Raw genomic sequence first — 22,888 nt, forward strand, 5'->3', positions numbered from 1 at the left:
TGTTAAACAAGAAAATGAGTGGTGGGTGATGACGGGCTCGAACCGCCGACCCCCTCCGTGTAAAGGAGATGCTCTACCAACTGAGCTAATCACCCTCATTTTTCTCATTTTAACAAGATGGTGGGCGATGACGGGCTCGAACCGCCGACCCCCTCCGTGTAAAGGAGATGCTCTACCAACTGAGCTAATCGCCCCGTCTTGTTGGAGTCGCATTATAGGGATAGTTGAAAGTGAGTCAACGGTTTTTAAAGCGTTTTTATTCGTTCGCCGCAAAATTAGGCAGGATGGGATATTTATCAGCAACGGCGCTGATTCTTTGCCCATTTCTGTGCGAAATAGCCCGCAAACCTGGCGTAATGCTGCCCGGCAATGTCGTGTCAGCGTTGAGGAATTGATATGGAGTGGTAGAATGTCGGCCACTTTTTAAATTCCGAGCAATGGTCGGCACCCTGCCGACACGCGTTGCGTAATAAGGCTGTGAACCCAATGAAAATCAAAACCCGTTTCGCACCGAGCCCGACCGGTTATCTCCACGTCGGCGGTGCCCGTACTGCGCTTTACTCCTGGTTGTTCACCCGCCACGCCGGTGGTGAGTTTGTGTTGCGTATTGAAGATACCGATCTCGAACGCTCAACCCAGGATGCGATCGACGCAATTATGGATGGCATGAACTGGTTGAACCTGGATTGGGATGAAGGCCCCTATTTCCAGACCAAACGTTTCGATCGCTATAACGCGGTGATCGACGAAATGCTGGAACAGGGCACGGCTTATAAATGCTATTGCTCCAAAGAGCGTCTGGAAGCGTTACGTGAAACCCAAATGGAAAACGGCGAAAAGCCGCGCTATGACGGCCATTGCCGTGACAGCCAGTGCAGCCATGCCGCTGATGAGCCCCACGTGGTGCGTTTCCGTAACCCGCAGGAAGGCTCGGTTATTTTTGATGATAAAATCCGTGGCCCGATCGAGTTCAGCAACCAGGAACTGGACGATCTGATCATTCGCCGCACCGACGGCGCACCAACCTATAACTTCTGCGTGGTGGTTGATGACTGGGATATGGAAATTACCCATGTGATCCGCGGCGAAGACCATATCAACAACACGCCGCGCCAGATCAACATCCTGAAAGCGCTGGGCGCACCGGTGCCTGAGTATGCTCACGTCTCGATGATTCTGGGCGATGACGGTAAAAAGTTGTCCAAACGCCACGGCGCAGTCGGGGTGATGCAGTATCGTGATGATGGCTACCTGCCGCAGGCGTTGCTGAACTATCTGGTGCGCTTGGGGTGGTCCCATGGCGATCAAGAAATCTTCTCGATTGACGAGATGAAGGCGCTGTTCACGCTGGAAGCAATCAATAAATCCGCCAGTGCTTTCAACACTGAAAAATTGCAGTGGCTGAATCATCACTACATTAACCATATGCCAGCGGAAGAAGTGGCCGTGTATCTGGCATGGCATATCGAACAGCAGGGGATTGAAACCCGTAACGGTCCGGAACTGAAAGATATCGTTAAGCTGCTGGGTGAGCGTTGCAAAACGCTGAAGGAAATGGCGGAGTCATGCCACTACTTCTATCAGGACTTCAGCGAGTTTGATGCTGATGCCGCGAAGAAACACCTGCGCCCGGTTGCGCGCCAACCGCTGGAGGCGGTGCGTGCCAAACTGGCCGCGATTACCGATTGGACGCCGGGAAATGTGCATGATGCCATTCAGGGCACGGCGGACGAACTGGGCGTCGGCATGGGTAAAGTGGGGATGCCGCTGCGCGTTGCGGTCACCGGTGTTGGTCAATCACCGGGCATGGACGTTACCGTGCAGGCTATCGGCCAGGCGCGTTCCCTGAAGCGTATCGATCAGGCGCTGGCCTATATCGCCGAGCGCGAAGCCCAGGCCTGATGATTCCCGTTAGCATCTGAAGCCGATAAGCCCTGTAAAGCGATTTGCAGGGCTTTTTTTATCCGGTTTATTTTTGCCCATAATGATGATTTTTTAGCGCTAAACGCGCTGATTTGGCGGCTTTTTCAGCGCTTGATCGAGGAATTCAATTTAGCCGTTGACAGTTTTTCAGGGGTTTCATATTATGCGCCCCGTTCACAGGACTTTATGATTGTGGATTGGGGCTATAGCTCAGCTGGGAGAGCGCTTGCATGGCATGCAAGAGGTCGACGGTTCGATCCCGTCTAGCTCCACCAACCTTTCTCAGTGAAGGTGGGTGTTAAACACCGTAACGCCGGTTAATGCGTACCACACTTGTGGGGCTATAGCTCAGCTGGGAGAGCGCTTGCATGGCATGCAAGAGGTCGACGGTTCGATCCCGTCTAGCTCCACCACCATTTAAAAAGCCGGCCTTTGGGTCGGCTTTTTGCTTTCCAGTGTTTTCTTCGGCTCAAATTATAGATAATAAAAAAGCCACCGAAGTGGCTTTTTCTGAGTGTTAAACGATCAGCCCAATACCAACCCGGCAATGGAAGCAGACAGAATGCTCACCAGGGTAGAGCCGTAAACCAACTTCAGCCCAAAGCGTGACACTACGTTACCCTGTTGTTCGTTCAGCCCTTTGATCGCCCCGGCAACGATGCCGATAGAAGAGAAGTTGGCGAAAGACACCAGGAACACGGACAGAATGCCCAGGCTACGCGGTGACAGCTCCGCAGACATTTTCTGCAGTTCCATCATAGCGACGAATTCGTTGGAAACCAGCTTGGTGGCCATGATACTGCCCACTTGCAACGCTTCGTGCTGCGGGATCCCCATAATCCAGGCGAATGGATAGAAGAAGTAACCGAGGATGTCCTGGAAGCTCAAGCCAAAGATGGCGCTGAACAGGCCGTTAAGTGCGGCAATCAGGGCGATAAAGCCAATCAGCATGGCTGCCACAATAATGGCAACCTTGAAGCCTGCCAGAATGTATTCCCCCAACATTTCAAAGAAGCTCTGGCCTTCGTGCAGGTTGCCCAGGTGCAGTTCTTCTTCATTATTAGTGTTATAAGGGTTGACCAGGGAAAGCACGATAAAGGTGCTGAACATGTTCAATACCAATGCGGCCACGACATATTTCGCATCCAGCATGGTCATGTAAGCACCCACGATGGACATGGATACCGTCGACATCGCGGTAGCCGCCATGGTGTACATGCGTTTTTCAGACATCTTGCCGAGGATATCCTTATAGGCAATGAAGTTTTCAGACTGGCCGAGGATCAACGAACTGACGGCGTTGAAGGATTCCAGTTTCCCCATGCCGTTCACTTTCGACAGCACGGTACCGATAATGCGGATAATAAACGGCAGCACCTTAATGTATTGCAGAATACCGATCAGCGCAGAGATAAACACGATGGGGCACAATACCTTCAGGAAGAAGAAGGCCAAACCTTTGTCACCCATACCGCCGAACACAAAATCAGTCCCTTGACCTGCAAACCCGAGCAGCTTGTCAAACAGCGCCGCAAATCCTTTAACAAAGCCTAAACCCGCTTCCGAATGCAGGAAGAAATAGGCCAGTAATACTTCAATAACCAATAACTGGATAACATAGCGAATGCGGATGCTTTTGCGATCGCGGCACACTAACAGTGCCAGGATCGCGACCACCACCAACGCTAACGCAAAGTGCGCAATAGGGGACATGTTTGCTCCAAATTTGAGGCAGGCTGAATTTCGGTTGTCATTTTATGTAACGCCGCATTTAAAAACGAGATATCCATTGCAAATGTAGAAAGTCATTGTCAGGAAAATCTCAAGTCATTACGGTAAAACAACTGAGATCACAATGTTAATAAATTTGCGCGTAAGTAGCATTTTTGTGCTAATTTGGCTATTAAGCGCTCTTCGCTCTTTACACCCTGTTCTGGGGGGAAGAAACGCTAAGATTTCAGGCGATCTGTTCGGTAAATCCTTCGTTGCCAGCTATCACAGAGATAAGTGTTACCGGTTATAAATGCATTTGATAATCATTATCATTTGTGTAAGATGAAAGTAAGCGTAACATGAGTAAGGGCTTCACGATATGCTGAACAGCCGCGTAGTTGACAGTGCTTCCAGTCGCTCATCCAGAAAGGCCAAACTTTCTCTGATGGGCCCCGCGTTTATTGCGGCCATCGGCTATATCGATCCCGGTAACTTTGCCACCAATATCCAATCCGGCGCATCTTTCGGCTACCAGCTGCTGTGGGTCGTGGTCTGGGCTAACGTCATGGCGATGCTGATCCAGCTGCTTTCTGCCAAACTGGGCATTGCCACGGACAAAAACCTGGCCGAACATATCCGCGATCGTTTTCCGCGCCCCATCGTATGGGCTTACTGGGTGCAGGCAGAGATTATTGCGATCGCCACCGATCTGGCCGAATTTATCGGCGCGGCGATCGGTTTTAAAATGTTGCTGGGTGTGTCGTTGCTGGAGGGCACCGTTCTCACCGGTATTGCTACCTTCCTGATCCTGATGCTGCAAAAACGTGGGCAGAAACCGTTGGAACTGGTGATCGGCGGCCTGCTGCTGTTTGTGGCGGCGGCCTATATTGTCGAAATGGTCTTTTCCCAGCCGCAGTTGAGTGGGTTGTTGAGAGGGATGGCAATACCGGATTTGCCCAACAGCGATGCGGTATTCCTTGCCGCTGGTGTGCTGGGGGCCACGATCATGCCGCACGTGATTTATCTGCACTCTTCGCTGACGCAAACGGCAGGTAAACATACGCGAGCCGAACGCTATGCTTCGACCAAAATCGACGTAGCGCTAGCGATGATCATTGCCGGTTTTGTCAATCTGGCGATGATGGCTACCGCAGCCGCTGCTTTTCACTTTAACGGCCACAGCGGCATTGCCGATCTCGATCAGGCCTATCTGACGTTGCAGCCGCTGTTGGGTAATGCCGCTGCAACCATCTTTGGTTTGAGCCTGGTGGCTGCCGGCCTTTCTTCTACCGTAGTGGGAACCTTGGCGGGGCAGGTGGTGATGCAGGGATTCGTGAATTTCTATATCCCGCTCTGGGTGCGGCGAGTGGTCACCATGTTGCCGTCGTTTATCGTTGTGATGATGGGGCTGGATGCCACACGTATTCTGGTGCTGAGCCAGGTGGTGCTGAGTTTTGGCATCGCCTTGGCGCTGGTGCCGCTGCTGGCGTTCACCGGTAACCGCGAACTGATGGGGGATTTAGTTAACAGCCGCACCATTCAGTATGTTGGTAAACTGATTGTGCTGGTGGTGGTGGGGCTAAACGGTTACCTGTTGATTAGCAACGTGATTTAAATCCGGCAAAGCACCGGCATCAAGCCGGTGCTTTTGTAAGCGATTACATCAAAATAGTGTCGATCTCGGCAATGTCCTCGGCGGTAAATGCGCGATTAGCCAGCATACCCACCGCATCTTCAATCTGGCTGGTTTTACTGGCACCAATTAAAACGGACGTGACACGATCGTTGCGCAATACCCAGGCCAGCGCCATTTGTGACAGCTTCTGCCCACGTTGTTCAGCCAGAGCATTCAGGCGGCGAACTTTCTGCAACTTCTCTTCGGTGAGCTGTTCGGGCTTCAGGAATCGGCTACTGCTGGCCGCCCGCGAATCCTGCGGAATGCCGTGCAGGTAACGATCGGTCAGAATTCCTCCTGCCAGCGGTGAAAAAGCGATAGAACCCACACCATGGGTTTCCAGCGTATCCAACAGTTCCGGCTCTACCCAGCGTTCAAACATGGAGTATTTCGGCTGGTGAATCACGCACGGCGTGCCGAGCTGTTGCAGAAGAGTAAAAGCCTGCCGCGCCAGATCGGCCGGGTAGTTCGACAGCCCGATGTACAGCGCTTTACCCTGACGCACCAGCAAATCGAGAGCCGCCATGGTTTCTTCCAGCGGGGTATCCGGATCTGGGCGGTGGTGGTAGAAGATATCCACGTAATCGAGATCCATCCGCTTCAGGCTTTGATTCAAACTGGCGACCAGGTATTTCTTCGATCCCCAATCACCGTAAGGGCCTTGCCACATGGTGTAACCTGCCTTGGAGGAGATAATCAGCTCATCGCGATAAGGCTTGAGATCGTTATGCAGAATGCGGCCGAAATTCTCTTCGGCAGACCCCGGCGGCGGCCCATAGTTATTGGCCAGATCAAAATGGGTAATACCGAGATCGAAAGCGCGGCACACCAGGTTGCGCGCATTATCATACAGCGTGCTATCACCAAAGTTGTGCCACATCCCCAGTGAAACTGCAGGGAGCTTCAGCCCGCTGCGGCCACAGCGGCGGTATTCCATATCCTGATAACGCGCAGAGTCTGCTTGATAGACCATACCAATCCTCATCGGCAAAAGTGAAAACGAGTTTCAATGTATGCGTTTTCATGGCAACCGTCAGCGCGCCCGATCACGCAAATTCATCCACATGCCATTTATCCTTCCGAGGGCGATTCAGTACGCAGATGTAAAGTAAGGTTGCCAGTGCCCTTTTTAGGCGAAAGCTCGAAATTTGTGCAACATCTTCAATACTTAAAATTAACATCTCTACCTTCACGCAGGTAATGATCATGAGCAAAAACTACACGGTGGCTGATTACCTCCTCGATCGTTTAGCACAGATTGGCATTCGGCATTTCTTTGGTGTGCCGGGAGATTACAACCTGCAATTTCTCGATCATGTTATCGATCACCCACAAATCACCTGGGTAGGCTGCGCCAATGAGTTGAATGCCGCCTATGCTGCCGATGGTTACGCCCGTTGCAAACCGGCCGCGGCGTTGCTGACCACCTTTGGCGTGGGGGAACTGAGTGCGATTAACGGTATTGCTGGCAGCTACGCCGAGTATCTGCCGGTGATCCATGTGGTGGGTTCTCCGGCGCTGCGTGCGCAACGCGCCGGCGATCTGCTGCACCATTCCTTAGGAGATGGGGATTTCGGCCATTTTGCCCGTATGGCGAAAGAGGTAACCGTGGCGCAGGCCAACCTGACCGCCAGCAACGCCGAAGCAGAAATCGATCGCCTGTTGACTACCGCGCTGTTTGAACGGCGCCCAGTATACCTGCTGTTACCGAGCGATGTGGCTGAAGCTCCGCTGACTTCGCGCCCGGCGCCGCTGATGTTGCGCCAGCCGAACCTTTCCGATGCGTCGTTACAGGCATTTATCGCCGCTGCGCGGGAGAAACTGCAGGCGGCGCAGCGCGTTTCCCTGCTGGCGGATTTCCTTGCCGAACGATTTGGCGCAGAAACCGTACTGGAACAGTGGATGAATGAGGTAAATATTCCCCATTCAACCCTGCTGTTAGGCAAAAGCGTGTTGGATGAAAGCCATGCCTGTTTTACCGGCACCTATGCCGCAGCAGCCAGCGATCCTCAGGTAAAACAGTTGATTGAAGGTGCCGATGTGGTGATTAACGTTGGCGTGCGCTTTACCGATACCATCACGGCAGGGTTCAGCCACAATTTGCCCAATGAGAAATGTATCGATATCCAACCCTTTGAAGCGCGGGTAGGGCAGCAGGTGTTCAGCCAGATCCCGATGCGTGACGCGGTCAAAGCCCTGCATCAATTAACGCTGTCGTTAGCCAAGCAGTGGCAGTTGCCCGCCATCAAACGCCCCTTATTGCCGGATCCGAACGGCAGTGGCTTGGATCAGCATGGCTTTTGGCAGCAAATGCAGAACTTCCTGCAACCGGGGGATATCCTGATTGCCGATCAGGGAACCTCATGCTTTGGCGCCGCGTCGCTGAATCTGCCGCGAGGCTGCCGGTTCATCGTCCAATCCCTGTGGGGCTCGATCGGTTTTACGTTGCCAGCGGCGTTCGGCGTACAAACCGCCGAGCCGGATCGCCGGGTGCTGTTGCTGATTGGTGATGGTGCAGCCCAACTGACGATTCAGGAGCTGGGATCGATGCTGCGCGATGGCCAAAAGCCGGTCGTTTTCCTGCTCAATAACAATGGCTATACCGTGGAGCGGGCAATCCACGGCCCGGAACAGCGCTATAACGACATTGCCCAGTGGGACTGGACGCGGTTACCACAGGCGCTGTCGCTGGGGCATCAGGTGAAATGCCTGCACGTGAGTGAGCCTGAACAATTGTCTCAGGCGCTGGCTGAAGTGAATGGCCGTGAACAACTGGTGTTTATTGAAGTGATGCTGCCGAAGATGGATATTCCTGAATTGCTGGATACCATCTCCCGCGCCATTCAGTCGCGCAATGCCGCAGCCTGATCTTCGGCATTTTCCAACAGGCGATCCAACAGCCAAAACCCCGCCGGCCCCGGCGGGGTGAGTTTTGACCACACCGCATCCACCGAAATCAGCTTGGGCCAGCCGCGTATTTTCAGCTCTGTCAGGCGCTGTTGCCCATACTGCTTCACCAGCCAGTGCGGCAGCACGGCCCAGCCGAACCCCTGTTCCGCCATTTCCAACAGCATCAGATAGCTGGGTGCCGACCACACCGGCCCCTGTGGCTTGGCGGCATCGCTGCCGGTATAGGTATTGAGATAGAGCTGGCGGCTGTTGGCAAGGTGTGCCTGGGTGAGTGCCGGGATGCGTGTCAGCGGGTGTTCATGGGCGACAAACAGCCCCATTTCGGTCTGTTCCGGCAGCCTGGCGAAGGCGATATCGGGCGGATAACTCGGCTGCACCGCCAGCATCCCCAGATGCGCCCGGCCAATCTGCAACAGATCCAGCACGTCGTCGTCTTCGGCGATCATGCATTCCAGTTCAATATCCTGATAGCGCTGCTCGAAGTGTTTCAGCAAGTTATCGTGATGATTGGGCTGATAGGTATCGGAAAAGACGATGGTTAAACGCGGTTCAACCCGATCGCCCAGCCGGATACTCAGCGCCTCAAGGCGTTCGCTGGCCGTGAGGATCTCCTGCACATGGCCGAGCACTTTGCGGCCAGCAGGGGTTAGCACCGGCTGGCGCGCCTCGCGATTGAACAGCGTCAACCCAAGATCGGCTTCCAGATTGGCGATAGCGGTACTGATGGTGGACTGGCTTTTGCGCAGCTTGCGCGCGGCGGCAGAAAACGATCCCAGCGCGGCCGCTTCAACAAACGCCTGCAAGGCTTCGGGAGAATAATGCATAATATATCTACTTTATCGATGGAACCCATTTTTAATCTACGCAAAAAAGCGATGATAATCACCCAACTTTTCCAGAAACAGTCAAAAAGCAGGTGATTTATGCAATTGCAAAACAAGTCGTTGGTTGAACGCATCGTCCATGCCGTGGGTTTTGAGGCCATCGCTATCGCGATTTGTGCGCCGATCGGGGCGTGGTTACTTAATCGTTCACTGCTACAGATGGGGAGCTTGACGATTATGCTGTCAACCGTCGCCATGCTGTGGAACATGACTTATAACACGGTGTTTGATCGGCTATGGCCGACCAGTCGCGTGGTGCGTAACCTGAAGGTGCGTATTTTTCATGCCCTGGGTTTTGAAGGCGGCTTTATCGTGATTGGTTTGCCGCTGGTTGCTCTGGTCATGAATATGTCGCTGGCCCAAGCCTTTATGCTGGAGATCGGTTTCTTCCTGTTCTTCCTGCCCTATACCCTGTGTTACAACTGGGTATACGATACCCTGCGTCAGCGCTGGTTTGAGCCGCGCCTGGCGGGATGTTCACGGACAAAATAACCAGGAGAACATAATGAAAGTGCTGGGCTTATTGGGCGGGATGAGCTGGGAATCCACCATACCTTATTACCGGATGATCAACGAACAGGTGAAGGCCCGGCTCGGCGGTCTGCATTCGGCTAAAATCGTGCTCTACAGCGTCGATTTTCATGAGATTGAACGTTTGCAGCATCAGGGGGATTGGGAGGGCGCAGGCCGCCTGCTGGCGAGTGCTGCCGCGTCGCTGCGTGCCGCCGGTGCTGAGGCGATCGTGATTTGTACCAACACCATGCACAAAGTGGCCGATGTGGTTGAGCAGGCCAGCGGTTTGCCGTTGATCCACATCGCCGATGCCACCGCGCTGCAGGTGCGCCAGCAAAAGATCCGCCGCGTTGGGCTGCTGGGTACGCGTTTTACCATGGAACAGGATTTTTACCGTGGGCGCTTGCAGGATAAGTTTGATATTGAGGTGATCACGCCAGCCGAGGCCGATCGCGAGATCGTGCATCGCATCATTTATCAAGAACTGTGCCTGGGGAAGATTTGCGCTGCCTCGCGCGATGAGTATCGCCGGATTATGGGTAATCTGGAGCAACAGGGCGCGCAGGGCATTATTTTTGGCTGCACGGAAATCAGCCTGCTGGTGGGGGCAGAGGATGCTGCGGTACCGGTGTTTGACACCACAGCTATTCATGCGCATGCGGCAGCGGAATATGCGCTGGCTTAGCCCTTATCCTGCGCTGGCTGAAACGATTTTTGTGATCCAGCTCGCTATTGAACAGCGGGTAACAGAATGACGATTGTTGTTTCCGCGGTGTGATTTTACAGTGTAGCCAGTTTCTTATTACTTACTTTATGGAGAAAACACCGATGTCCTATGCCCTCGTAGGTGATGTTGGCGGCACTAATGCGCGCCTGGCGCTCTGCACCGTTGAGACGGGTGAGATCGCTCAGGCGAAAACCTATTCAGGCCTGGAGTTTGACAGCCTGGAAGCGGTGATTCGTCAATACCTGGCCGAGCATCAGTTGGAGGTTCAGAGCGCCTGCATCGCCATTGCCTGCCCGGTCACCGAAGATTGGGTGGCAATGACTAACCACACCTGGGCTTTTTCCATCAAAGAGATGAAGGCCAATCTGGGGTTCAGCCATCTGGAAGTGATTAACGATTTCACCGCGGTATCTATGGCTATTCCGATGCTGACTGACGCCGACGTGCTGCAATTTGGCGGCGGTAAAGCGCAAAAAGATAAGCCGATCGCGGTGTACGGTGCCGGTACTGGCCTGGGCGTGGCGCATCTGGTGCACGTTAACCGCCGCTGGGTGAGCCTGCCGGGTGAGGGGGGGCACGTGGACTTCGCGCCAAACAGCGAGGAAGAGGACATCATCCTGGAAGTGCTGCGCGCCGAAGTGGGGCACGTTTCTGCCGAGCGCGTGCTGTCTGGCCCAGGGCTGGTGAATCTGTATCGCGCGATTGTGAAAGCCGATCACCGCTCGCCAGAAAAGTTAGCGCCTAAAGATATCACCGAGCGCGCGTTAGCAGACAGTTGCACTGACTGCCGTCGTGCGCTTTCGTTGTTCTGCGTGATTATGGGGCGTTTTGGCGGCAACCTGGCGTTGAATCTGGGCACTTTCGGTGGGGTGTATATTGCCGGCGGCATCGTGCCGCGTTTTATGGAGTTCTTTAAAGCGTCCGGTTTCCGCACCGCCTTTGAAGACAAAGGCCGCTTCAAAGATTACGTGCGTGAAATCCCGGTGTTTATGATCACCCATGCGCAACCCGGGTTACTGGGGGCGGGGGCTCATTTGCGCCAGATGCTGGGGATGCACCTGTAAGTTGTCCCGCCCCCTGATCCATCAGGCATATTCGCGGTTTACACTGAGATCCGTTACTGCATGAGCGGCCAAAGAGAGGGTTTTAATAATTATTATAAATCAACGGGTTATTTTTCACCTGGCCTGCGTTAAATGTGTGGAAATTGTGGAGGATGTGTCTGGACGGTGTAATTGGGTAATTATCCTATAGAGTGGCAACCGGTGCGGCGCTACTGTTCTCGGTGAAAAGACCGGTTACGCTCTCTGGGAGTTAGCAAATGAAAAAAGTCTTGTTGTTGCTGGCAGCGTTATTGCCACTGTCATTACCGGCGGTGAGCCAGGCGGGTGTTTCCATCGGCGTAAACGTTCCCGGCCTGTCACTGCACGTCGGCGATCGTGACGAGCGTGGTTATTATTGGGACGGTGGTCGCTGGCGCGAGCCACGTGGCTGGCATAAACATTATCGCCCACGTGATTACTACTATGGCCCACCGCCACGGGTCATCTATTACGGGCCTCCTCCGCGGGAATGGCGCGGCCGTGCGTATGAATACCGCATGGCTCCGCCGCCACCACCCGGCTACTATCGCCCCGGCCCTCCAGGGCATCGTTGGTAATCTCTGTCTGGATGCCACAGCTATTGCTGTGGCATCGGCTTATCCGCATGGGAATCACTTAATGCCAAGCTGGGCTTTACCGAGCGGTGTCAGCTGATCGACGGTCGCGCGGTCGATAAAATCCACTTCAAAATCATCCGCGGCGAAATCCGGCGGCGTTTTACCCGACAGGAAGCTTGGCAACTGGCGTTGCAGATAGGCATCGTTTTTATCACAGCCCGGCGCGGCAGCAATGTACATCACGTTACTGTCGAATTCGCCGTGGTGTTCATTTTCAACAGCATGGATCACGTCACAGTGCCAGAACACGGTATCGCCCGCTTCCAGATCGGGAATAGGGGAAATCCCTTGCAGTAAAAGAGGATGCCACTTCTCTGAGATCGACAACGCCCGCCCAGGCGCGGCGTCGCACAAGTCGTCGTCCGCGACATCATCCTGCAGCGCACGCAACAGCACATAGGCCATCGCATTGGCAATCGGCACCAGGTTCAGCGTACCGGCGTTGGTACGCTGCGGCGTCAGCGCCGTCCAGCCTTGGAAAGTGCGGAACATTGAACAGACCGCCGGTGATGCGATCTCGCGCACTGCGGTACGGCCGTCGGCGGCAAACGGATCATAGCGCTGCCAGTCGCCGGAAAAAACGTGGCGATAGACATAGCGGAAGTTCTCATCCAGCCAGCGTTCGATGGTACCGCTGTCCACGTGTGGCGACAGGCCCAATGAAGACGAGTTCGGCGGGCGGCGGCGGGTGCGATCGGCATAAGTGGTCACCCGCGTTGGGTCAAAATGCTGTTTGCCGTTGCTCTCGGTTTCCCACAGGCTGTTCAGAAACACCTGTACCGCGTGCATCCGCTGATCCTGCCGGGCTTCCACCTGCGGTTTGGACCAGTAAATACCGTAGATCTGCGGTTTGCTGGCGGCCAGCTTGCCGAAATAGTTATCTTCAGCGGCATTCTTCAGGCGTTCGACAAAGTTATTGCGATCAAGATAGTCACCGATCTCCTGGTTCCAGGCTTCTGCTTTGCTGCGTGGAAATACGCCGCGAATGGCACAGGCGCCGCGTTGTCTGATCAGCGCTTTTTGCTGTTCGCTGACGCGCTGTTGCAGAATATCTTCAGCGTCTATCTGCGGGACAGGGTTTTGTCCCGCAGCGAGTTCCTGACGGATGCATGCAACTTGTTGGCGGATATTGTCTTCTAACGCCAAAAACACCTCGCGGTAGTTAGGTAATGCCTGGCGCAACTGCTGTTTGACGGCTTTAATGGCGGTAGGAATATCTTCGATGAGTAATGAAGCCATAGCGTTCTCCTTATGCCACCAGCGGGCGGCGAGGGGTGTAGGGGAGTAGTGTTGCTGTTCTGTTGTTATGACGTTAATGATTATCTGGATTTAATAGAGGAAAATAAAGGGATATCTTTCATTCGTAATATCCTCTTTTTCGTTTTTCGGAGACTGAGCTGATGAAATGGCAAACGCCATGCTTAATCCTGCAATCGATCACGGTGGATGACTGGCCATTGTTCCGGCGTTTATACCAGGAACCCGAGGTGATGCGTTATATCGCCGATCCGATGGCGGAAAGTGAGATCCGGGCACGTTTTGAGGCGCGCTTACCGGCGTGGGATAAACACAGCGAACGCTGGCTATGCCTGGTGATGCGTGAGAAAGCGAGTGGCAAAGCACTGGGTATCACGGGTTTTCGCCCAGAGTGGGTACCTTTCCAGCAGGCAGAAGTTGGGTTTGGCAGCTTGCCGGAAGCACAGGGAAAAGGGTATGGCAAAGAATCGCTGCTGGCAGTGTTAGATTTTGCCTTTAATGCCTGTGGTTTTCACAAAATGAATGCCACCGTGACCGAAGGGAATATCGCTTCGCGCCGTCTGCTGGAAGGCTGCGGTTTCAGGCTGGAGGGCACGCTGCGGGATAACTATCGCCTGGCAGGGCAGTGGTGCAATGATTGGCAGTTGGGATTGCTGGCGGCGGAGTTTGCGGCACTGAAACGGTAAAAAAAGGGTTATCGGGGGCTCGACAGCCTGATGAGGCTGCGCTATGTTCGATATCCGGCCACAACGTGGCCAGCGTCGCTCGGACGGTCCGGGCGCTCACGTCTCTTCGAGGAATCTATGGCTGATCACAGTCCGCGCCGTTTTACGCGCATTGAACGTCTTCCCCCTTACGTTTTTAATATCACTTCTGAACTGAAGATGGCTGCACGCCGTCGCGGTGAGGATATTATCGATTTCAGCATGGGCAACCCCGACGGCCCGACGCCCGCGCATATCGTCGAAAAACTCTGCACCGTGGCGCAGCGTGACGATACGCACGGTTACTCCACGTCGCGCGGAATTCCGCGCTTGCGCCGTGCGATCTCCAACTGGTATCAGCAGCGCTATCAGGTCGATATCGATCCTGACAGCGAAGCGATTGTCACTATCGGCTCGAAAGAAGGGTTGGCGCACCTGATGCTGGCAACGCTTGATCATGGCGATACCGTGCTGGTGCCGAACCCGAGCTACCCGATTCATATTTACGGCGCGGTGATTGCCGGTGCACAAGTGCGCTCGGTGCCGCTGGTGGACGGGGGCGATTTCTTTGGTGAGCTGGAGCGCGCCATTCGTGAAACCATTCCGCGGCCGAAGATGATGATCCTCGGCTTCCCGTCCAACCCCACCGCGCAGTGTGTGGAGCTGGATTTCTTCGAGCGGGTGGTGGCGCTGGCAAAACAGTACGATGTTCTGGTGATCCACGATCTGGCCTATGCCGACATCGTGTATGACGGCTGGAAAGCACCGTCTATCATGCAGGTGCCGGGGGCGAAGGACATTGCAGTCGAATTCTTTACCCTGTCGAAAAGCTACAATATGGCGGGCTGGCGTATCGGTTTTATGGTGGGTAACCCCGAACTGGTCAATGCGCTGGCACGTATTAAAAGTTACCACGATTACGGCACGTTTACCCCGCTGCAGGTGGCGGCTATTGCCGCCCTAGAAGGCGATCAGCAGTGCGTTCGCGACATTGCCGAACAGTATCGCCAGCGCCGCAACGTGTTGGTGAAAGGGTTGCATGAGGCGGGCTGGATGGTGGAGAACCCCAAGGCATCGATGTACGTCTGGGCGAAGATCCCCGATGCCTATGCGCATTTAGGGTCGCTGGAGTTCGCTAAGCGCCTGTTGGCCGATGCTAAAGTGTGCGTCTCGCCAGGCATAGGGTTTGGCGATTATGGGGATACCCATGTGCGTTTTGCACTGATCGAGAATCAGGATCGTATCCGTCAGGCGGTGCGCGGTATTAAAGCCATGTTCCGCGCCGATGGCCTGATGGCACCAGCGAAAGCCGGTAGCGCCGCAGCCAAGTAAGGGATATAAGCCGGGGAGATCCCCAGTTTGAGGTTGATGACAAAGTCGCTTTTGAACCCGAGATACTCGGGCCTAGCGCACCGAGGGGCGCTCCGGCGGCTTACGCCGCTACGACCCCTTCGGCACGCTCTCCCTAATAACGGGCTTTGTCAGCAGTCTGAAGCCGGGGAGATCCCCGGTTTTTTTCTTTTATTAAGGTTTTCTTCATCATTTCCCGACTATCTTTAACCCGTATTCTTTTATGGATTGGGAGAGGTAATCGTTATGGTGGCACGCTTTGCTAAATCGCAAATTATTCTGCATTGGCTGACGTTGTTGATGGTGATCTTGACTTACAGCGCGATGTTGCTGAAAGACTCGGTGCCAGAAGACGATATCGATCTGGTTAAGAATTTGCATTTCAATTTCGGTCTGTCGGTTTTTGTACTGATGTTTTTGCGTCTCTGCCTGCGTCAGCGTAATGCGGTGCCGCCTATTACTCCGGCGTTAGAAGCATGGCAGAAGCTTGGGTCGAAGGTTTTCCACTGGCTGTTGTATCTGCTGTTTTTATCTTTGCCGATCCTGGGGGTGCTGACGTTAGCCTACGGCGGGAAAGAGTGGGTGCTGCTGGGCTGGCAGGTGCCCCAATGGGTAACACCCGATCCTGGAATGCGCAGCCTAATCAAAGATATTCATGAAGCTCTAGCCAATACGGGCTACTTCATTATCGGGGCACATACGTCGGCGGCGCTCTACCATCATTATCTGCGAGGTGACGATACGCTGCGCCGCATGATGCCGGGCAAATAAGGCGGGTAGCAGAAATAATCAAGGGGGCAGATGAGAGAATCAGCCCCCTTTATCATCAGGCGATAGCGCTGACGCTGGCAATCAGGATAACCCAGAAGACAAAGCAGGATCGCAGTCCAGATATGACGACGATTTAGCCTTCACTTATTACTGAGGTGGTTGGGTTATAACCACATCGGCGTCAATGCGCGAAGATTTACCCCGCCATGGAAAAATTTATGGTTTGCGGACTGCAACGACAGAAATATGAACCTCATAGCCTAGCAGAAATAATGCCTGCTCCAGCACTTCAACCTTCGAAGCATAGGTGATATCCAACAACCGCTCGATCTGAGCGCCGTTAAGCCCCATCTGGCGTGCCAGCCGTGCTTTTGCGGTGTTTGTCTCCAGCATCCGGTTATGCAATTCCAACTTCAGTTGCACCAATACGGGCAGATGAACGGCGATCTCGTCTGCCTGCTGCGCAGAAGGTGGCGGTATTTGGCGGCCTTCTTCCATTTCAATGGCGATTGCCGTCAACAGGCTTTCCTGCGCCTCCAGTTCAACGTCATCACGCTTGTAGCAGGCGGCTTGCTGCAACGGGAAATCACGAAAGGTAATCTGCCAGGAATCGCTTTCGCCGTCGAAAACGTAGTGGGCGGGGTAGTGGCAAGGCATCGTATTTCCTGCTTCAAAATGAGTTGAACGGCATTGTGACCGGTTAGTGTTAACAATGCCAGAGATTGGTGCCGCTGCCCTGCCAGATAAGGTTCAGGAAGCAATTTTGTTAGTTTTGTTTTCAGGGGGTGTTTTTTTTAGTTATTCGCTGATGATTTATCAGTAATTCCTGCCAGAATTGATTTATCTTCCTAAGATTAATCGGGAATAATATGAAATATAAGTTTAACGACACAGTCCTTTTTGATGCAGATACAGGAACGCTGGGGCCGAGCGATTTATCCGACGATCCTATTCCTATTTCGAACCCGACAAAACGTTTATTGTTGCTGTTGATCGCTCATCATGGTGAGCCCGTTAACCGTGAAGTGATATTCAAGAAAGTGTGGGACGATTACGGCATGATCTCCAGCAACAATAATCTTAACCAGTGCGTCAGTAAATTGCGCCGGGTGATCAAGGTGATGGGGATTGACGATGAGGTTATTGCTACCGTTCCTAAACTGGGTTTTATGCTGCGTCAGGAGATCCTGATCGAATCTAACCAAGGAGATAATGAGGCTTTCACGCAAAATTATGCGCCGCCGGTGTTGGCCGACGAACCCGATACGGCAATGGAAGATGAGCCGGATATGAATGAGAGTGAGGAGGTGAATACCGAGGTTGACGATGAAACTGAACCGACGCCCGAAGTAGCCCCTACCGCCAGCAAACGGCGTTATGGCTGGGCCATTGTCACTGCCTTGAGCGTGTTTGTGTTTATACTGGGGATTGGCATTACCATGTACACCACCAACTCTCTGGCTCGGCAGGAAGTTTTTCTTGGCAGCGCAGGCAGTTGCAAAGTGTTTCTGTCAACGTCCACGACATCGGGAGTTCCTGGCCCCAGTTTGAACAAAGATCTGCTGGCCTATGTGGCACAGCGAAGTATGGAATGCCAGGCTGATGAATACCTGCTGGTGGTACGCAGTAATCAGGTTCGCTCCTATATTTCTGGTATCCACCGCATGTTCTTTGTGCGTTGTACGACGTTACGTGAACATAGAATTGAATTTTGCTCAGGGATGGAAAACGACAACATTCCGCTGTTACGTTGACCTGACCGCCGCCGGGTTTAGCTATAGGCGCCACAGGGATGGATATGGATAAGCGCGCATAAAAAAAACTTTTTCCCACAGACAAGTGACAGTGAAGGGGGATTTGGTAAAATAGAGTCCGGCTCATTAAAATAAGATGATTATTATCATGCGGTTATCTCTGATTGTGCGCGTTGTACCTATGTTGTTTCTTGTGGGCGTGGCCGGTTGTCAACAGCCACGCTCTGCCAGCCAGAATAAACCGGTGCCCCTGAATGATCAGGTCGAACAACTTGCATCGGTGGTGGCTGGCACCAAATACCTCAAATACAAATGCAACCGAAGCGATTTGCCGGGTGATGCGGTCATCAACAAAGTGGCTAACAAGGTGGCAAAACAGCGGGGATGGAATCCGTCAGACTACGCTTCGCTGCCCCAGCGCAGCGAAGCGCTCTATCAGAGCCTGACCAGAGACAGTACGCCAGAGCAGACCAAATGCAGCAGCTTTAACAGCCTGTTGGCCCCTTTCACTGACGAACTGCGTGCAGAAGGCCACAGCTAACGGCAAACGCCGGAGTGTTTGGTGCTTAACATTCATCTTTCACTGGGGGTTGCCAGGTCAACTTTGCCACCCGGCCAATCCTCTAGCGCATCAAGCGTGAAAACCTCGCCGTTAAAATTGAAGATAGTCACATCCTGCTGAATCTGTTCAATGACCAGATTAGGGGCTGGGCTATCGCCTTCATGATAGCGTTGCCCGTTCAGGGTAATGCTGCGTTTGTTATCTTCTGAAGCATAAACGTGCGCACTGTAGCGCAGTGCGGGCAGTTCATCGCTGGCCAACGCTTCTGGCGGCGTTTCCTGAACGGCGGCTTTTTGCGATTCTGCTGCGTTTTTCTCGGCGACTGTGGTTACCTCGGATTTAACCGGTGCGGTGCGGGGCTGTGCAATGGCTGAAGGCACTGCCTGGGTGAGTACGGTCATCGGGTGGTCCAACGCTGCGCTGCTGTGCCAACGCTCCCCGGCAAACCAACCGAATGCGATCAGCAGCAGTGCATACACTGGTAACAGAGGGCGGGGAATAAACAGCCCCTTAGTAGTACGGGCTCTGACTTGCGGTGTTAATTCCGTTTGATTATCCACATCCTTGAACCTTTGAGTTAATGCGCGGGTGACGGCAGCCTGAAGCCAGTAAATCCTCTGTAGGCAAAGAAACTATCTGTCCGGCAGACGCGGGTCAATAGTGCCCGCAGGATATTTTAGGTTTATCAATAGGGCAGAAAGAGAAGGGCCACCCTGAGGTGGCCCGAAACCAAGCATTATTTACTGCTGACCGGCAAGCCAGCGCCTTGCGTTCCCTCCTGAGGTTTCACCAACAGCGCCACGGACCATGCCGGGATGGTGATACTGCCGTCGCCTGCGATATTGATACCGGAAGCCAGCGAGTTGGCCCCCAATGCCTGTTGGATAGCACTCAGGCTGAGGTTCTGCCCGGCAAAGTCATTGATTGTGCGGGATTCTGGGGCAGCGTTAATCACCACCACCAGCGCATCGGCCTGCGGATCGAGATCGCTACCCGCCTGAGCACCGTCATCAATGGTCATCACCAACAACCCTAACTGCTGATCGGCACCGGTGTTGCGGAAATCGACACGCTTCATCACTTCACTGCCGCTGCCCAGCGTGATCAGCGCTGAAGAGCGACGTAACTGCGCGAGTTCCTGATAGAACCCGGTCATTTGCGTGATTTCACCTTGGCCAGGCGTGGCCACTGCATCTTTCACGCCGCTAATCACGTCGTAATTACTGCCGTCATCACTGATACGCGGCATACCCACGTTGTAGTTATTGTCCTGATAGCTGTAATCCACGCGGTTAAACCAGTCACCGGCATCGTAGGAGTCACGGGTGAAGGATTTGGAGCGCAGCAGCTCGGAGCCTTGCTGATCGAAGGCTAGGCCTTGGCCTAACAAGGTGGTCGCCAGAGAAACCGCCTGCATGCGCACACGGGTGGCAAGATCGGCTTCTTTGGCCGCTTTGTAGCTGATCATGTCCCACAGGGTTTGGTTGTCGTGCTTAGAGACATAGTTGATCACTTCGGTCGGATCGCTGGCATAGCCACCGATAGCACCGTTGTAGTCAACCTCGCTGCCTTTTTTCACGTTACCGTCTTTGTCGATCAGCAGGAAATCGGTCAGGTTACCCGCCATTCCCAAACGCGTCAGATCGGCCAGGTGGCGCACGTTATCCGCCGTTTGCCCGCTCGTTTCATTAACCAGTACGCCCGCACCGTTACCTACCCCCTGGTTTTGCCGCAGCGCATCACCGGAGTCAAAAGGGCCACCGCCGCGCACGGCATCACGCAGGCGATCGGAGAAGGTGCCGATCCCAGTGCCTTTCAGATTGATTTGTGAAGCGATCTCAAAACGATCTTCCTGCCCGGAGTTCCAGCCTTCGCCAAAGAAATAAACGTTAGGATTGACCTCTTTGACTTTCTCACGCGCCGCCAGGATCTGGGCTTTCGGGTGATAACCCATCAGATCGAAGCGGAAAGCATCGATCTTGTAGTCTCTGCTCCAAACCACCAGAGAATCATCAATCAGCTTGGCGAACATGCGGTGTTCTGGTGCTGAGTCGGAGCAACAGGTGGCTGATTCCACGCTGCCGGTCGATTCGTTCAGGCGCTGATAGTACCAGGGTACGATCTTATCCAGCACTGAGGTGCGATCGGTTGGGCCTGCGGCATTAGTGTGGTTGTACACCACGTCCATAATCACGTTCATCCCCAACTGCTGCTTGATGGCCTGCACCATGGTGCGGAACTCTTTGATACGCAGCGTGCCTTCCGGATTGGTGGCATAGGAGCCTTCCGGCACCGTGTAGTGGAAAGGATCGTAACCCCAGTTATAGGAGTCGGTCTGCGACACGTAGCCATTCAACTCTTGCACCTGCGGATTGTCTTTGCTGTCGTCCTGTTTTAGCGCGTTTAGCACTTCGCCAATGGTGGAAGCACTATTGCAGTAATCAGCAAAGCGGCTTTGCTTCACGGCGCTGTTCAACTCACACAGGCGGCTGAACGGTTGTGGCAGATCCGCCACTTTGTCGCTGAACTCATTCACCGTGGCCAGATCGAACACCGGCAGCAGTTCAATGTGCGTCACGCCAGACTGCGCCAACTGCTTCAGGTGTTTCACCATATTGCTGTTGGCGGCGGTCAGTGCCAGATATTTGCCACGCATGGCCTCAGGCACCGTCTGATCCCAGGCGGAAAGATCGCGGATATGAGATTCGTGGATCACCATCCGGGCGAGATCGGCCTGAGTAGCCTGCGGATGCGGCATGGTCAGGCTGTCCCAGCCGTCAGGTTTTAGCTCACTGTCATTGAGATCCACCACCTGGCTGTACTCGGAATTGGTCGAGAGGCTATGGGAGTATGGATCGGTGACCTCATACTGTTCCACTTTGCGCGATTGCGGATGGTAGACCGTCAGGGCATAGCGATAGAAAGCCCCTTTGAGATCGCTGCCGCCTTGATATGACCAGGCACCGGATTCGCTATCCCGGGTCATTGGCTGACTGCCAATCACTTTTTTATCTGCGCTGTAGAGCACCAGTTCAACCTGTTGGGCCGTCGGTGCCCACAGGCGGAAGGTCACACCGGAACCGTTCACCAGAGCGCCGTACTCCAGTTTTTCCGCCGCGGCCGCGAAGCGATCGTCCAGTACTCCCGCCGTTTGCACCTGGGTGGCCGAGCTCAAAATCCCGTCCTTATCGGTGGCCAGCACGACAGTTTCATCGGTCAGCAATTCATCCACGTTGGCTGTATTGGGCAGTTTGAACGCGGCATAACCGGCAAGATGCGGGAAGCGCGCGCTGGTTTCCTGGCTGATGGTGGTCGGCGTCAGCGAGAAATAGCGATCGGTAAACTTCCCTTCGCTGTTGGCGGCAACCTTGCTGCTGTGGTTGTAGTAAAGGCGCACGATCGGTTTATCTTTTCCGCCAGGCCAGAGGATGGTCTGTTTATCCACCCAGTGTGCTTCTGCCAGTGCGATTCCGAAGGCACCGCGGAAAGCATCGGCTCGGGTATCGTACACCGCACTGCTGCCCGCAAGGACCGACACGGTGCGATCGGGGAAGTCGCTGAACGTTACACGCATATCGGCATCAATCAGCTTATTGGTGCCGTCGCGCAGGATAAAGTTGATGCAACCGCTGGTTTGATTGAGCGGTAGAACCCAGTAAGGACCATAGGCATCACTTCCCGTTGGAGTGATACTGGTATCCTCCCAGCCATCGGAGGTTTTTTCCAGCGAGTTACAGCTATCGTTATTCCACAAAAACAGGTTCTTGGTCGCGTAATTCGCCGCGGCTCGGTTGGTGACGCCGGCAATATCCACCAGATGAATCACTGCCTGATTGCCATCTGCCGTAACGGCTTCGCCAGGAATAGCCACATCGGGTAAGCGTGCGATTGGTTCCTGATTGTCTGGGATTTCAGGTACCGGTTTTTCAGGATCGGGTGTCTCAGGTACCGGTGTCTCAGGCTCAGGTGTATTCGGCGTACCTGGTACTTCAGGTGTGGTCGGTGTTTCGGGTGTGTTGGGAGTAACATCAACAGAATTATTATTATCACAGCCGCTCAACAAGATGAGCGAACTGAAGAGTAGGGCATTACAGGTATGTTTAAGCATTCTAAATTCCCTATCAGACTCACGTAATAGAAAGTAAAAAATGGTATTAATGTGTAAAGCCAAGGCATTAGATAGCGTGGGCAAAGGCGCAGCATCATCCCGCAAGGGGAGGAGGCGGGGCGTAGAGAGCAGGAGGAAGCGTAACGGAGAAGGGATGACGAACTGCAAAACGGCGACTATTATGATGCGGGCTAAAAAAGAAAGAAATCACTAGCAAAACAGAAAGATGAATCATCCGCTTGGCAAAAAAAATTATTTTTTCGTCATGTGAGCATGTATAAAGTAGTCGTTGCTGAGAGGATCGTCTCACACGGCTC

19 protein-coding genes and 4 tRNA genes are annotated in these 22,888 nt (G+C 53.8%); 14 read left to right on the forward strand and 9 right to left on the reverse strand.

Translation table 11 applies throughout. From position 1 onward, the window contains the following. Positions 1–19: 19 nt before the first annotated feature. A tRNA-Val gene (locus BMI79_RS20720) sits at positions 20–95 on the reverse strand. Between the two features lie 23 nt (positions 96–118). Continuing rightward, positions 119–194: transfer RNA gene (locus tag BMI79_RS20725), tRNA-Val, on the reverse strand. A 292-nt stretch (positions 195–486) separates the two neighbouring features. Between BMI79_RS20725 and gltX the strand changes: the two genes are divergently transcribed. The 3 genes from gltX to BMI79_RS20740 all read left to right on the forward strand — a co-directional run bounded on the left by gltX (position 487) and on the right by BMI79_RS20740 (position 2,336). After that, on the forward strand, positions 487–1,902 hold the full coding sequence (gene gltX / locus BMI79_RS20730; RefSeq protein WP_076944049.1) for a glutamate--tRNA ligase: 1,416 nt from the start codon (positions 487–489) through the stop codon (positions 1,900–1,902). Positions 1,903–2,122: 220 nt separating this feature from the next. Continuing rightward, positions 2,123–2,198, forward strand: a tRNA-Ala gene (locus BMI79_RS20735). Between the two features lie 62 nt (positions 2,199–2,260). Then, positions 2,261–2,336, forward strand: a tRNA-Ala gene (locus tag BMI79_RS20740). A gap of 112 nt (positions 2,337–2,448) precedes the next feature. On the opposite strand, the gene BMI79_RS20745 is transcribed toward BMI79_RS20740, so the two are convergent. Next, positions 2,449–3,636 (reverse strand): NupC/NupG family nucleoside CNT transporter, encoded by a 1,188-nt coding sequence (locus BMI79_RS20745; RefSeq protein WP_076944050.1) that lies wholly within the window; start codon positions 3,634–3,636, stop codon positions 2,449–2,451. A gap of 379 nt (positions 3,637–4,015) precedes the next feature. Here BMI79_RS20745 and BMI79_RS20750 point away from each other — a divergent pair, with 379 nt between their 5' ends. After that, entirely contained in the window at positions 4,016–5,251 is a 1,236-nt protein-coding gene (locus BMI79_RS20750) for an Nramp family divalent metal transporter (RefSeq protein WP_076944051.1), read from the forward strand. Positions 5,252–5,294: 43 nt separating this feature from the next. On the opposite strand, the gene mgrA is transcribed toward BMI79_RS20750, so the two are convergent. Next, positions 5,295–6,284: an L-glyceraldehyde 3-phosphate reductase gene (mgrA, locus tag BMI79_RS20755; RefSeq protein WP_076944052.1), complete on the reverse strand. Its 990-nt coding sequence runs from the start codon at positions 6,282–6,284 to the stop codon at positions 5,295–5,297. A gap of 233 nt (positions 6,285–6,517) precedes the next feature. Between mgrA and BMI79_RS20760 the strand changes: the two genes are divergently transcribed. Continuing rightward, positions 6,518–8,179, forward strand: a complete 1,662-nt coding sequence (locus BMI79_RS20760) for an alpha-keto acid decarboxylase family protein (protein ID WP_076944053.1) — start codon at positions 6,518–6,520, stop codon at positions 8,177–8,179. Here the strand turns inward: BMI79_RS20760 and BMI79_RS20765 are convergent. Next, positions 8,155–9,045 carry a LysR family transcriptional regulator gene (locus BMI79_RS20765; protein WP_076944054.1) on the reverse strand — a complete coding sequence of 297 codons (891 nt, stop codon included), beginning with the start codon at positions 9,043–9,045 and terminating at the stop codon, positions 8,155–8,157. The two genes, BMI79_RS20760 and BMI79_RS20765, sit on opposite strands and share 25 nt — an antisense overlap. A gap of 99 nt (positions 9,046–9,144) precedes the next feature. Here BMI79_RS20765 and BMI79_RS20770 point away from each other — a divergent pair, with 99 nt between their 5' ends. From BMI79_RS20770 to BMI79_RS20785, 4 genes are all read left to right on the forward strand, one after another. Continuing rightward, the gene (locus tag BMI79_RS20770; protein ID WP_076944055.1) at positions 9,145–9,597 is read left to right on the forward strand and encodes a multidrug/biocide efflux PACE transporter; all 453 of its coding nucleotides are present in this window, start codon (positions 9,145–9,147) and stop codon (positions 9,595–9,597) included. 13 nt (positions 9,598–9,610) lie between these two features. Beyond that, positions 9,611–10,303 (forward strand): aspartate/glutamate racemase family protein, encoded by a 693-nt coding sequence (locus BMI79_RS20775; protein ID WP_076944056.1) that lies wholly within the window; start codon positions 9,611–9,613, stop codon positions 10,301–10,303. A gap of 143 nt (positions 10,304–10,446) precedes the next feature. Further along, complete coding sequence (gene glk, locus BMI79_RS20780; RefSeq protein ID WP_076944057.1) at positions 10,447–11,409, forward strand: glucokinase; 963 nt, start codon at positions 10,447–10,449, stop codon at positions 11,407–11,409. 257 nt (positions 11,410–11,666) lie between these two features. Continuing rightward, entirely contained in the window at positions 11,667–12,005 is a 339-nt protein-coding gene (locus tag BMI79_RS20785) for a DUF2502 domain-containing protein (RefSeq protein WP_076944058.1), read from the forward strand. A gap of 54 nt (positions 12,006–12,059) precedes the next feature. Here BMI79_RS20785 and BMI79_RS20790 read toward each other — a convergent pair whose 3' ends face one another. Beyond that, positions 12,060–13,304 (reverse strand): DUF1479 domain-containing protein, encoded by a 1,245-nt coding sequence (locus BMI79_RS20790; RefSeq protein WP_076944059.1) that lies wholly within the window; start codon positions 13,302–13,304, stop codon positions 12,060–12,062. Between the two features lie 161 nt (positions 13,305–13,465). Here BMI79_RS20790 and BMI79_RS20795 point away from each other — a divergent pair, with 161 nt between their 5' ends. The 3 genes from BMI79_RS20795 to BMI79_RS20805 all read left to right on the forward strand — a co-directional run bounded on the left by BMI79_RS20795 (position 13,466) and on the right by BMI79_RS20805 (position 16,147). Beyond that, entirely contained in the window at positions 13,466–14,008 is a 543-nt protein-coding gene (locus BMI79_RS20795) for a GNAT family N-acetyltransferase (RefSeq protein ID WP_076944060.1), read from the forward strand. 117 nt (positions 14,009–14,125) lie between these two features. Next, positions 14,126–15,358 carry an alanine transaminase gene (gene alaC, locus BMI79_RS20800; protein WP_076944061.1) on the forward strand — a complete coding sequence of 411 codons (1,233 nt, stop codon included), beginning with the start codon at positions 14,126–14,128 and terminating at the stop codon, positions 15,356–15,358. A 264-nt stretch (positions 15,359–15,622) separates the two neighbouring features. Continuing rightward, positions 15,623–16,147: a cytochrome b gene (locus BMI79_RS20805; RefSeq protein WP_076944062.1), complete on the forward strand. Its 525-nt coding sequence runs from the start codon at positions 15,623–15,625 to the stop codon at positions 16,145–16,147. Between the two features lie 216 nt (positions 16,148–16,363). Here the strand turns inward: BMI79_RS20805 and BMI79_RS20810 are convergent, their stop codons facing one another. Continuing rightward, positions 16,364–16,804 (reverse strand): type II toxin-antitoxin system HicB family antitoxin, encoded by a 441-nt coding sequence (locus BMI79_RS20810; RefSeq protein ID WP_076944063.1) that lies wholly within the window; start codon positions 16,802–16,804, stop codon positions 16,364–16,366. Positions 16,805–17,016: 212 nt separating this feature from the next. Here BMI79_RS20810 and BMI79_RS20815 point away from each other — a divergent pair, with 212 nt between their 5' ends. Both BMI79_RS20815 and gspS read left to right on the forward strand, forming a co-directional pair. Continuing rightward, on the forward strand, positions 17,017–17,901 hold the full coding sequence (locus BMI79_RS20815) for a transcriptional regulator (RefSeq protein ID WP_076944064.1): 885 nt from the start codon (positions 17,017–17,019) through the stop codon (positions 17,899–17,901). A gap of 148 nt (positions 17,902–18,049) precedes the next feature. Then, positions 18,050–18,442 carry a type II secretion system pilot lipoprotein GspS gene (gene gspS, locus BMI79_RS20820; protein ID WP_076944107.1) on the forward strand — a complete coding sequence of 131 codons (393 nt, stop codon included), beginning with the start codon at positions 18,050–18,052 and terminating at the stop codon, positions 18,440–18,442. A gap of 32 nt (positions 18,443–18,474) precedes the next feature. Here the strand turns inward: gspS and gspB are convergent, their stop codons facing one another. Together gspB and pulA are read right to left on the reverse strand one after the other, a co-directional pair. Continuing rightward, positions 18,475–19,023 carry a type II secretion system assembly factor GspB gene (gene gspB / locus BMI79_RS20825; protein ID WP_076944065.1) on the reverse strand — a complete coding sequence of 183 codons (549 nt, stop codon included), beginning with the start codon at positions 19,021–19,023 and terminating at the stop codon, positions 18,475–18,477. A gap of 176 nt (positions 19,024–19,199) precedes the next feature. Continuing rightward, positions 19,200–22,571 (reverse strand): pullulanase-type alpha-1,6-glucosidase, encoded by a 3,372-nt coding sequence (gene pulA / locus BMI79_RS20830; protein WP_076944066.1) that lies wholly within the window; start codon positions 22,569–22,571, stop codon positions 19,200–19,202. Between the last annotated feature and the right edge of the window lie 317 nt (positions 22,572–22,888).

Origin of the sequence: Serratia oryzae (genome assembly GCF_001976145.1) — a bacterium.
In the GTDB taxonomy this organism is placed as follows: Bacteria; Pseudomonadota; Gammaproteobacteria; order Enterobacterales; family Enterobacteriaceae; genus Chania; species Chania oryzae.